We start from the raw sequence: 11328 nt of genomic DNA on the forward strand, positions 1-11328 counted from the left end.
CGTTATCTCCAGCACATCGCAAGGTTTTTGCGGGTATATACCCGCTTATAGTCGTATCAATTCAAGCCAGTTGGTCCAACAAACGCACCAGTTCATCCCGCTGCCCTACGCCCAACCGCTCCACCAGCTCGATCTGGGCTTGTTCCCAGGCCGGGTGGGCAGCACGCAGCAGCTGCGTTCCGGCCTCGGTCAGCAGCACCACGCGGTTGCGCTGGTCGTCGCCATCAGCCAGGGCCACCAGCCCTTCAGCCTCCAGCACCCGCACGTTACGGCCCAGGGTACTGCGCTCCAGGCCCATGGCCTCGGCCAAGGTAGTGATACTGGGGCGATCAAGCCGCTGCAGGTGCCTAAGCAGGGAAAACTGCGCGACATTGACCCCGAAGCCGGCAAGGGCCTCGTCGTAATGCCGGCTCACCCCGCGGGCGGCACGACGTAGATGGGTACAGATGCATTCACTGGTCAGCATGGATACGTGTATATACCCGCGTCATCACTGTTGCAAGAAGTTTCACAGCTGGAGAAACGCATCATTCCGGGTTCAAGCGCCTTCGAATCGGCTCGAACTCAGCCGTGGCCTTGCGCGCCAAAGGATCTGGCGCACCTTGCTCGATCGCCTGCCAGTAGCGCCACGGCACCTTTGCCGAACCCAGTTCGTAGTCCATGCCGTCCCAGTTGTCTTCACGGAAGCTATAGAAAGCCCAGTGCAACTGGTTGCGATCCAGCACGGTGAGTACGTCTTCCAGATACTGCGAGCAACCCGGTAGCCTGCGCATGCAGCCAAATTCGCCTACCACCAGCCGCGACCGCGGCAGGCCCATGGCTTCGGCCCATGCCAGCGGCTGGCGCAAATAGCGCTCAACGCGTTGCCCATCCCACTGCTGTGTCTGCCCGGCGAAGGGTGCGGGGCCGGGGTAGGCGATGGGGTGCTTACGCGCCATGTTGGGCGCACTGGTAGCGGCATAGGGTTCGTACATGTGCACGCTGTACAGTACTCGCGGGTCTTCCAGGGGGGCAGGCCAGTAGCCGAAGGCGTCTGCGGCGGCATACCAGCCGGCATCGACCATGATCGGCGTGTCGGCGTCCTCCTCGCGAATTGCCGCTATCAGTTGCCGGTAAAGCAACGGCAGATCGCGCGCGGTGCCCTGCTCTTTCGCATACCACTGCTGCATGTGCCCCTGTTCGGCGTGTTCGGCCAAGCCGCCCTGTTTTTCCGGGGCGGGTTCATTGATCAGGTTGTAGGCGGCAATGGCCGGATGGCCCTTCAGTTCGCGCACCATGTCCCGCCAGAAGGTCATAGCCTGGGACCAGTAGCGCTTGTCTTGCCACAGCCGATCATCAAATTGGCCCTGGTTGTTTTGCGACCAGCGCATACCGGGTAGCGAGAGAGGGGCAATGACCACCTTGAGCCCCGCCTGATGAGCACGATCGAGGGTGGCGCGCAGCGTAGCCAGGTCGGCGGCGGGCAGGCCTTCATAGGCATCGGCATTACCGAGGAGGAAATCACGTTCCCGCGGTTGCCATTTGTCGTACGACAATCGTACCCATGTCGCGCCATAGCCCCTCAGGGCATCGAAATAGGCTTGATCGGGTGGCAGCCGGTTGAAACTGTTGCCGCCGTGGCGTGGCGCGTCCCAGAATGCCATGAGATCTGCCGCAGTGGCTGGAAGGCTGGACAGCACCAATAGACTGGCGAGGATCCGGTTTCGCACGGGAAGCCTACCTGGTTGCATGGGGGAGTCTGAGAATACGATGACAATGGAGATGCAGGACTTGGCGAACCGTTGCCAGAAGTTACTGCACCCTCGTTACCGGCAAGACACATGCTCTTGGAGGAGCGGCCTTGCCGAGTGATTAAAGGTCCAAGGCCAGGCCAAGTATCACTGCCAATTCGAGCAACTCCAGCAGCGCTCCAGCGGTATCACCGGTGGTGCCCCCCAGGCGCCGGCACATCAGATGCCGCAGCCAGGCAAATACCGCCAGCGCCAGCACCACCACCCCGCCGCCCAAGACCAGGCAGAACAGTGCAGTGCCCAGCAGCACCCACCCGGCTGCACGTCGGGGCAAGTGCTCGGCCAACGCCTGGCCCAACCCGCCAGGCCGCACATAAGGGGTACAGAGGAACAGGCCCAACATCGCCGCGCGCCCAATCAAGGGCGCCAGCAGCAATTGCGCCCCTATGCCCTGCTCCACCAGCACCCACAAGGCGCAGAACTTCAGCAACAGCACCAGCACCAGGGTAACCACGGCAATCGGCCCGCTACGCGGGTCTTTCATGATCTGCAGGGTGCGCTCACGGTCGCCGAAACCACCCAACCAGGCATCGGCGCTGTCAGCCAGGCCGTCAAGGTGCAAGGCGCCACTAAGCAACACCCACACCGTCAGCAGCAAAGCCGCATGCAACGGCGCTGGCGTACCCTGCAGCAGAAGGCTGGCCAGCCACAGCAGCAGCCCGAACAACAGCCCGACCAGCGGATAGAACAACAGCGAACGCCCCAGCTCACGCGGCTCCGGCATGCCCGGCAGGCTCACGGGCAAGCTGCTGAGGAACTGCAAGGCAATCCAGAACGGCAGCATCTCAGTGTTCCTCGGCCAGTTGACCGTCGCCACCCATCACCAACCGCAGCAGCGCCCCATGCCCGACTTCGACCTGGAGTAACTGCTCCTTGGGCAAGCCTCGCGCCCGGGCCAGCAACAACCGCATCACACCGCCATGGGTGACCAGCAACACCCGCTTACCTGCGTGCTGGCGGCTCAAACGCTCGATAGCGTCCAGCACGCGCTCGGCGAATGCCTGCACCGGTTCGCCATTGGGCGGGGTGTAGGCGTACGGGTCCGCCCAGAAGCGCCCCAGCGCATCCGCCTGGTCTTCCATGATTTGCGCCGCGCTACGGCCTTCCCAGTCACCGAAATGCAGCTCTTGCAAACCTGGTTCACGCTGCACAGGCAAATCAAGCTGCCCACCCAGTTCATCGGCAAAACGCGCACAGCGCTGCAGCGGCGAACTGACCAGCACCTGCCACGGGCCGGCTTCGGCCACGGCGCTGCGCATCTGCGCCCAGCCCTTGTCGGTGAGGGCATCGTCCAGGCTGCCGCGCAGGCCGCCCTGCTCCGTTTCACCGTGGCGCAGCAGGTCGAGGATCATGCCGGGCGGTCCGCCACGGCGGCCTCGGCAAAGGTCGCCATCTGCCCGTGCAGCGCACAGGCCAGGCGCAACAGCGGCACGGCCAGCGCAGCACCACTGCCCTCGCCCAGCCGCAGGCCCAACGCCAACAGCGGTTCAGCCTGCAATGCATCCAGCAAAGCCTTGTGCCCAGGCTCCGCGCCCTGATGGGCAAACAGCAACCACGCCCGGCACTGCGGGTTGAGGCGCACCGCCACCAGGGCGGCAACGCTACAAATGAAGCCGTCCACCAGCACGGCGATGCCCGCCTGCGCGCAGCCGATATAGGCCCCGGCCAAGGCCGCGATCTCGAAACCGCCGACACAACCCAGTGCCTGCAATGGGTCTGCGGCCTGCAGGCCATGCAGGCTCAGCGCCCGCTCGATGACCTCGGCCTTGTGCCGCACGCCAGCGTTGTCCAGGCCGGTGCCCGGGCCGCTCAGTTCAGCAGGCGGGCAGCCTAGCAGGACGCTGGCCAAGGCAGCGGCGGCCGTGGTGTTGCCAATACCCATCTCGCCGCCGATGAACAGCTGTGCGCCCTGTTCGGCGGCACGCAGGGCGCTGTCGCGGCCTGCGTGCAAGGCAGCGTGCAGCTGCCCATCGGTCATCGCTGGCTGACGGGCGAAGTTGGCCGTGCCAGCACCCAGGCGCAGGTGGCGTACGCCAGGCAGTTCCAGATGAGTGTCGATGGTACCCAGATCGACCACCTCAAGGCTGGCCTCCAGCTGGCGGGCCAACACGCTGATCGCCGCACCACCGCCGACGAAGTTGCGCAGCATCTGCCCGGTGACCGCCTGCGGATAGGCCGAGATACCTTCTTCGACCACACCGTGGTCACCCGCAAAAATGCTGATGGCAGCCTGGTCCAGGGTTGGCCGTTCACGCCCTTGCAGGCCCGCCAGCTGAATGGCCAGGCCTTCAAGCTGGCCGAGTGAACCGGCAGGTTTGGTCAGCTGCTGCTGACGGGCGCGGGCCTGGTCCATGGCGGCGTTGTCGAGGGATTGGCAGGCGTCACGCCACCAGGCTTGAGTCATAGTGCAGCTCCTTTGAGCATTAGGGGCAGGCCGGCCACGGTCAGCACCACGCGCTGACAGCGCTCGGCCACGGCCTGGTGCAGCCAGCCAGCCAGGTCGACATAGCGCCGGGTCAGCTCGCCCATGGGCACGACGCCCAGGCCGGTTTCGTTGCTGACCAGAATGACGGTGCCAGGCAATTGTTCCAGGCAGGCCAGCAAGGCATCACGCTCTTCGGCCAGGCGCTGGTCGTCTTCGAGCATCAGCAGGTTGGTCAACCACAACGTCAGGCAGTCAACCAGCAGGCAGCGCCCTTCGGCCGCTTCGGCGCGCAGCACTGCCGCCAGGGCCAGCGGCTCTTCGATCAGCCCCCAGTCTGCGGGACGGCGCTGGCGATGCAGCGACACGCGTTCGTTCATTTCACCGTCCAGCGGCTGGCTGGTAGCGATGTAGGTCACTGGCAGGCCGCTGGCGGTGGCCAGCTGTTCGGCCAGGCGGCTCTTGCCGGAGCGGGCGCCACCGAGGATCAGGCTGCGCATGTCAGGCCACCCCGCACAGTTGGCGCAGGTGAGCGGTGTCCAGGTGCTTTTCCACCAGGTCGGCCAGGCGCTCGATGTCGCGTTCGCGCAGGGCTTCGTAATCGATGCTCTGCACATCCTCCAGGCCAGCCCAGCGCAGCAGCGCAGCACACGACTGGCTGCCCTCGAACAGGCCGTGCAGATAGGTGGCGAGGATCTGGCCATCGGCACTGACAGCGCCATCACAGCGGCCATCGGCCAACTGCACGGCGGGCTGCTCCAAGGCAGGGCCGGTGGTGACGCCAGCGTGAATTTCATAGCCGCCAACCGGTGCTGCTTCAAGGTTCAGCGTGCCGGCAACGTTGCGCAGTTGCTTCTCGGCTTCCAGCACCGTGGCGTAATCGAGCAGGCCCAGCCCCGGGCTTGAACCTGCAGCCCCTTCGAGACCCAGCGGGTCATGCACGTCGCGGCCAAGCATTTGCAGGCCGCCGCAGATCCCGATCAGCTTGCCACCGTAGCGCAGGTGCCGCTCGATGGCCTTGTCCCAACCGCGCTCGCGCAACTGCGCCAGGTCACCGCGCACGCTCTTGGAACCCGGCAGGATGATCAGGTCGGCAGCCGGGATCGGCTGGCCCGGGCCAATGAACTGCAGGTCGACCTGCGGGTGCAGGCGCAACGGGTCGAAGTCGGTGTGGTTACTGATGCGCGGCAATACCGGGACGATCACCTTGAGCACACGCTCGCTTTTGGCGCCTTGGCGCACATCGATGCCGTCTTCGGCTTCCAGGTGCAGGTCGGTGACGTAAGGCAGCACCCCCAGCACTGGCTTGCCGGTGCGTTGCTCCAGCCAGTCGAGCCCCGGCTGCAACAAGGCGATATCACCCCGGAAACGGTTGATGACAAAGCCTTTGACCCGCGCCTGCTCACTGGGCGACAGCAATTCCAGCGTGCCCACCAGGTGAGCGAACACGCCGCCGCGGTTGATGTCGGCAACCAGGATCACCGGGCAGTCCACCGCTTCGGCAAACCCCATGTTGGCGATGTCGCCGGCACGCAGGTTGATCTCGGCCGGCGAGCCCGCGCCCTCGACCATGACCACCGGGTACGCGGCACTCAGGCGCTGGTGCGAAGCCAATACTGCCTGCATGGCAATGGCTTTGTAGTCGTGGTAAGCCACCGCGTTCATGCTGGTGACCGCACGCCCGTGGATGATCACCTGGGCGCCGGTATCGCTGTTGGGTTTGAGCAACACGGGGTTCATGTCGGTGTGGGGTGCCAGCCGGCACGCCTGCGCCTGCACCGCCTGGGCGCGGCCAATTTCACCGCCATCGGCCGTCACCGCGCTGTTCAGCGCCATGTTCTGTGGCTTGAACGGCACCACGCCAACGCCCTGGCGCAACAGCCAGCGGCACAGGGCAGTTACCAGCGTGCTCTTGCCGGCGTCGGAGGTGGTGCCTTGCACCATGAGGGTGGTCATGCCGATTCCTTTTGATAGTCCGCCAGGGCCAGGGCCAGGCGCTGTTCCTCCGCCGCACATTCGGGCAGCCCCAGGCGCACGGCCGGTGGGTGTTCAAACAAGCGCACCAGGATGCCGCAGCGGGCGAGAAAGTCATGCAACTGCGCGGCGCGCTCGCTGCGCACGTACTGGAACAGGTCACAGCCACCGCTGGGCGCAAGGCCGTTACTGGACAGCAATGTGGCCAAGCGCTGGCTGGCGGCAGCGCAACGGTCAATCTGCACGCGCTGGGCAGGTTTGTCGGCCAGGCTGGCCTGGGCCAGCACCCGGGTTGGCCCGTTGACCGTCCACGGGCCAAGCAGCTCGGCCAGGCGCAGCAACAGGCTGCGCTCGGCGGCGACGAAGCCCAGGCGTACCCCGGCCAGGCCAAAGAACTTGCCGAAAGAGCGCAGCACGATCAGCCCCGGGCGCTCGGCGCAATCGACCACGCCATCCGCCGGGGTGTTGTCCATGAATGCCTCATCGACCAACAGCCAGCCACCACGGGCAGCCAGGCGGGCATGCCAGGCCAGCACGCGCTCACGCGGGACCCGCCGCCCGGTCGGGTTGTTGGGGTTGACCAGCACCAGCACGTCGAGGCTGTCGAGCGTCGCCTCGACCTGCGCCTCCTCCAGCTCGACCAGTTGATGGCCCGCCCGATGCCAGGCGTACGGGTGTTCGGCATAGCACGGCGACAACACCCCTACCCGGCCAGCCGCACGCAGCAGCGGCAACGCCTGGATCGCCGCCTGGGAGCCCGCCACCGGCAGCAACTGGCGGGCGCCATAATACGCACGGGCAGCCTCTTCCAGGCCGTCCTCGGTCTCTGGCAGGCGGGCCCAGGCATCAGTGGGTATCGGCGGAATCGGGAATGGCCAGGGCGCGATGCCACTGGACAGGTCGAGCCACTGCTCGCGAGGAATACCGTATTGCTGCACCGCACGCAGCAGGCGGCCACCGTGTTCAAGCATTGATGTAGGCCCCCAGGCAAATCAACAACAGCCACAGCCACACGCCGCGCTGCACAAGGCTCCAGCCACGCTCGATGGCATCGGCGTCAGCCACCGGCCCTTCACCCAGGCGGGGCCGCTCATGCAGTTCGCCGTGGTAAACCGCCGGGCCACCCAGCTCTACCCCGAGTGCACCGGCACCGGCGGCCATCACTGGCCCGGCGTTGGGGCTGTCCCACAACGGGCCCTGCTTGCGCCAGCAAGCCAGGGCCAGGCGGGTCTTGCCCAGCAATGCGTAGGTCAGCGCCACCAGCCTTGCGGGAATATAGTTGAGCACGTCATCAATGCGCGCCGCGCACCAGCCGAAGCGCTCGAAGCGCTCGTTGCGATACCCCCACATGGCGTCCAGGGTGTTGCTCAGGCGGTACAACACCACGCCCGGCGCACCGGCCACCACAAACCAGAACAACGCGGCGAACACCGCGTCACTGCCGTTTTCCAGCACCGACTCGGTGGCCGCCCGGGCCACGGCGGGCTCGTCCAGCTCGCGGGTTTCGCGGCTGACCAGGTAGCCGACGCGGCGCCGCGCTTCTTCCAGGTCGCCCTGGCGCAAGGCGTTGGCCACCGGCAGTACATGTTCACCCAAGCTGCGCAGGCCCAGGGCGCAGTACAGCGCCAGCACATCCACCAGCCAGCCAATATAGGGCAGCCAGGACAGGATCAGCGCCACCAGGGTGAGCGGCACCACTGCCAGAAACCACGCACTCACGCCGTGGCTGCGCCAGCCGCGGCCACCTGCATTCAGGCGGCGCTCCAGGTTACCGGCCATATTGCCGAAGGCCACCAGCGGGTGGCGCCGCTGCGGTTCGCCCAGCAAGGCATCAAGCGCCACCCCGGCCATGGTCAGCAAGGCCACGCTCATTGGCGCTCTCCCCATTGGTTTTCGTACAGCATGTCACTGAGGGGCCGTTCATCGGCCCAGTTTTCCAGCACCAGCATGGGTGCCGGGTAAAATTCGGTCACCGGCCCCAGGCACAGCACCGCCACCGGCTTGGCTCCATCAGGCATGCCCAGCAGTGCCGCCAGCTCCAAGGGGTCGAACAGCGACACCCAGCCCATGCCCAGCCCTTCGCCACGGGCCGCCAGCCACAGGTTCTGGATGGCACAGGCCAGCGAGGCCAGGTCCATCTCCGGCAGGGTGCGACGGCCGAAGATGTGCGGCTCGCGGTTGTCCATCAAGGCCGCTACCAGCAGCTCGGCACAGTCGTTGATGCCTTCTACCTTCAGTTTCATGAAGTCATCCGACCGCTCGCCCAATGCTTCGGCGGTGCGCAGCCGCTCCGCCTCCACCAGGGCCTGGATGCGGGTACGCAAGTCACGCTGGGTAATGCGGATGAAACGCCAGGGCTGCATCAGGCCGACGCTGGGTGCCTGGTGCGCGGCCGCCAGCAGGCGGCCAAGCAGCTCCGGCGCCACCTGGCCACCGGCGAAATGGCGCATGTCGCGGCGCTCGCCGATGGCGCGGTAGATCGCGGCGCGTTCGGCGTCGCTGTAAGCGTGTTCGCTCATGGTCGCAACAGCGCCGCCGCCGCATCGGGGTTGGAGGGGAAGTAGAAGTGCACGTAAGAGGCTGTCAACCGGCACAGGCGATACACCGCTTCGTTGCCACGCCCACCGTTGGGGCTGAGGCCACGGGCAATCGGGTCCAGCGCCGTGCTGGTCAGCGAGTGGTGATAGGTGTGACCGCGCAGGGTACCTTCCGGCAGCTCCACCGCCTGCAAGGCCAGGGCCGCCAGGCGCTTCTGCATGGTCGCCTCGCCCGGCAGCAGGCCGAGCAGTTCGGCACGCTCACCAGTCACGTCAGTCAGGGCATCGAGCAGGTACAGCATGCCGCCACATTCAGCCAGCAACGGCTTGCCCTGAGCATGATGGGCACGAATTGCCTCGCTCATCGGCGCATTGGCGGCCAGGGCGTGGTGATGCAGCTCGGGATAACCACCCGGAAAGTACAGGCTGTCCACCACCGGCAGTTCCCGGTCATGCAGCGGCGAGAAGAATTCCAGCTGTGCACCCAGGTTGCGCAGCAGTTCCAGGTTGGCGCCATAGATGAAGGCGAACGCCTCGTCCCGCGCCACACCAATGCGCACGCCAGCCAGCGAGGCAGCACACGCTTGCGGTTCGGGTTCGGCAAAAGTCACCGGCGGTGGCAAGGTTGCGTCGCAGCTAGCGCCGAGCGCCTCGGCCGCAGCGTCCAGGCGGGCATCCAGGTCGTTCAGCTCGCTGGCCTGCACCAGCCCAAGGTGGCGGCTGGGCAACTCGATGCCCCGCTCGCGGGACAAGCCGCCATACCAGCGCAGCCCTTCGGTCAGGCTGCCTTCGAGCAGTTGCGCGTGGCGCAGGCTGCCCACCCGGTTGGCCAGTACGCCGGCGAACGGCAGGTCGGCCTGGTAACGCGCCAGGCCCAGGGCCAGGGCGCCGAAGGTCTGGGCCATGGCCGTGCCGTCGATCACCGCCAGCACCGGCACGCCGAAGTGGCGCGCCAGGTCGGCGCTGGACGGGGTGCCATCAAACAGCCCCATCACCCCTTCGATCAAGATCAGGTCGGCCTCGCCGGCCGCTTCCCACAGCAGGCGGCGGCTTTCCTCGGCACCGATCATCCATAAATCCAGCTGGTACACCGGCGCGCCACTGGCCCGCTCGAGAATCATCGGGTCCAGAAAATCGGGCCCACACTTGAACACCCGCACCTTGCGCCCGAGGTTGCGGTGCAGGCGGGCCAGGGCAGCAGTGACGGTGGTCTTGCCCTGGCCAGAGGCCGGTGCCGCAATCAACACGGCGGGGCAGTGGCGCGATTGACTCACAGTTCAACGCCCTTCTGTGCGCGGATACCGGCCTGGAAGGCGTGCTTGATCATGCCCATCTCGGTCACGGTATCAGCCAGTTCGATCATCTCCGGCTTTGCAGCGCGGCCAGTGACGATCACGTGCTGCATGGGCGGACGGGACTGGATGTCGGACAGTACCTGGTCCAGGTCGAGGTAGCCGTGCTTGAGGGCGATATTCAGCTCATCCAGCACCACAAATTGCACACTTGGGTCCTGCAGCAACTGGCGCGACACCGCCCAGGCGGCTTCGGCGGCGGCTATGTCACGCTGGCGGTCCTGGGTTTCCCAGGTAAAGCCTTCGCCCATCACGTGGTAGCGTACCTGTTCGGGGAAGCGGCGGAAAAACAGCTCTTCGCCGGTGCTGTTGCGGCCCTTGATGAACTGCACCACACCGCACTGCATGCCATGGCCCAGGGCGCGCGCGAGCATGCCGAAGGCCGAGCTGCTCTTGCCTTTGCCGTTGCCGGTCAGCACCAGCAGCAAGCCGCATTCGTTGGGGGAATTGGCGATGCGTTCGTCGATGACCGCCTTCTTGCGCTGCATGCGCGCCAGGTGGCGTTCGTCGCGTTCGGTGGGTTCGCTCATCAGGGTTCTCCGCAAGCTGGCACCACGGCAACGCGTGGCGACAGGTAAAAGGCAGGCAGACGGAGAACGCGCAGGGGCCATGGCAGGGCGCCACGGTGCACCGCGCATCACCCTCCGTGATGCCGTTGACAGTTTCAGGCCGGTCTCCGGGCTTGTGAGCGGGCCTTGGCCCTGGCCTGCGCGCCTTCCCGGATGCTGGCATCCAGTGGCCCTGCGCGGCCTTCTACTCACCTACCGTTGCGGGGGCAGCGCCGGAATCGCGCCATGCTGGCGCCCACCGGCTTCCCAGTTTCACCCTGCCCAGTGGGGGCTGGCAGGGCACCTGAAACACGCGCGAAGGTTAGAGGGTTGCACCCGGAGCGTCAATCGAAGCGGGTGCTACCGCGACGTATGCTCTTGATCTTGCTCCTGCTCTTGATCTTGCTCCTGCTCTTGATCTGGCTTTTGATCTGCTTTTGATCTGGCTTTTGATCTTCGCGACTTCAGGAGGCCGAACGCAGGCCTTGCGGAGGGAGGTGACGGGCATGGATGCCCGTCAAGCGCTGGGCCCCAGGATGGGGCCTGCAGCGCGGTCCTCCCGGGAGCAAGGCCGGAGCGAGGGAACCCCGGAGCGCAGCGCAGGGGCCGGATGATCGGAGCGCAGCGTTTTTTGGTTACTTTTTGTCGCGTTTGACAAAAAGTGACTCGCCGTAAGGGCGAAAAGGTGAGTCAGCGTCGCCATCG

At 65.9% G+C, this 11328-nt stretch carries 12 protein-coding genes and 1 riboswitch; all 12 genes read right to left on the reverse strand.

Translation table 11 applies throughout. The features are described from left to right. Positions 1-61 precede the first annotated feature (61 nt). The 12 genes from ACN6NG_RS23025 to cobO all read right to left on the reverse strand — a co-directional run bounded on the left by ACN6NG_RS23025 (position 62) and on the right by cobO (position 10605). Entirely contained in the window at positions 62-466 is a 405-nt protein-coding gene (locus ACN6NG_RS23025; RefSeq protein WP_474316406.1) for a MarR family winged helix-turn-helix transcriptional regulator, read from the reverse strand. 61 nt (positions 467-527) lie between these two features. Further along, complete coding sequence (locus ACN6NG_RS23030; RefSeq protein WP_353457483.1) at positions 528-1643, reverse strand: glycoside hydrolase family 5 protein; 1116 nt, start codon at positions 1641-1643, stop codon at positions 528-530. A 208-nt stretch (positions 1644-1851) separates the two neighbouring features. After that, positions 1852-2574: an adenosylcobinamide-GDP ribazoletransferase gene (locus ACN6NG_RS23035; RefSeq protein ID WP_353457484.1), complete on the reverse strand. Its 723-nt coding sequence runs from the start codon at positions 2572-2574 to the stop codon at positions 1852-1854. 1 nt (position 2575) lies between these two features. Then, positions 2576-3142 carry an alpha-ribazole phosphatase family protein gene (cobC, locus tag ACN6NG_RS23040; RefSeq protein ID WP_049275746.1) on the reverse strand — a complete coding sequence of 189 codons (567 nt, stop codon included), beginning with the start codon at positions 3140-3142 and terminating at the stop codon, positions 2576-2578. Next, positions 3139-4194: a nicotinate-nucleotide--dimethylbenzimidazole phosphoribosyltransferase gene (cobT, locus tag ACN6NG_RS23045; protein WP_474316408.1), complete on the reverse strand. Its 1056-nt coding sequence runs from the start codon at positions 4192-4194 to the stop codon at positions 3139-3141. Before cobT ends, cobC begins: the two co-directional genes overlap by 4 nt. Next, positions 4191-4712, reverse strand: a complete 522-nt coding sequence (gene cobU, locus ACN6NG_RS23050) for a bifunctional adenosylcobinamide kinase/adenosylcobinamide-phosphate guanylyltransferase (protein WP_061203633.1) — start codon at positions 4710-4712, stop codon at positions 4191-4193. Before cobU ends, cobT begins: the two co-directional genes overlap by 4 nt. A 1-nt stretch (position 4713) precedes the next feature. Then, complete coding sequence (locus tag ACN6NG_RS23055; protein ID WP_232877227.1) at positions 4714-6168, reverse strand: cobyric acid synthase; 1455 nt, start codon at positions 6166-6168, stop codon at positions 4714-4716. Next, complete coding sequence (gene cobD, locus ACN6NG_RS23060) at positions 6165-7157, reverse strand: threonine-phosphate decarboxylase CobD (protein WP_474316411.1); 993 nt, start codon at positions 7155-7157, stop codon at positions 6165-6167. The genes ACN6NG_RS23055 and cobD overlap by 4 nt, the downstream gene beginning before the upstream one ends. After that, on the reverse strand, positions 7150-8058 hold the full coding sequence (cbiB, locus tag ACN6NG_RS23065) for an adenosylcobinamide-phosphate synthase CbiB (RefSeq protein ID WP_232877216.1): 909 nt from the start codon (positions 8056-8058) through the stop codon (positions 7150-7152). The genes cobD and cbiB overlap by 8 nt, the downstream gene beginning before the upstream one ends. After that, on the reverse strand, positions 8055-8705 hold the full coding sequence (bluB, locus tag ACN6NG_RS23070) for a 5,6-dimethylbenzimidazole synthase (RefSeq protein ID WP_474316414.1): 651 nt from the start codon (positions 8703-8705) through the stop codon (positions 8055-8057). Before bluB ends, cbiB begins: the two co-directional genes overlap by 4 nt. Next, on the reverse strand, positions 8702-9997 hold the full coding sequence (locus ACN6NG_RS23075; protein ID WP_474316416.1) for a cobyrinate a,c-diamide synthase: 1296 nt from the start codon (positions 9995-9997) through the stop codon (positions 8702-8704). Before ACN6NG_RS23075 ends, bluB begins: the two co-directional genes overlap by 4 nt. After that, positions 9994-10605, reverse strand: coding sequence for a cob(I)yrinic acid a,c-diamide adenosyltransferase (gene cobO / locus ACN6NG_RS23080; RefSeq protein WP_474316419.1), 612 nt, complete (start codon positions 10603-10605; stop codon positions 9994-9996). The genes ACN6NG_RS23075 and cobO overlap by 4 nt, the downstream gene beginning before the upstream one ends. Before the next feature lie 120 nt (positions 10606-10725). Then, positions 10726-10946, reverse strand: a riboswitch (cobalamin riboswitch). Between the last annotated feature and the right edge of the window lie 382 nt (positions 10947-11328).

This window comes from Pseudomonas sp. TSO6, from assembly GCF_056098905.1.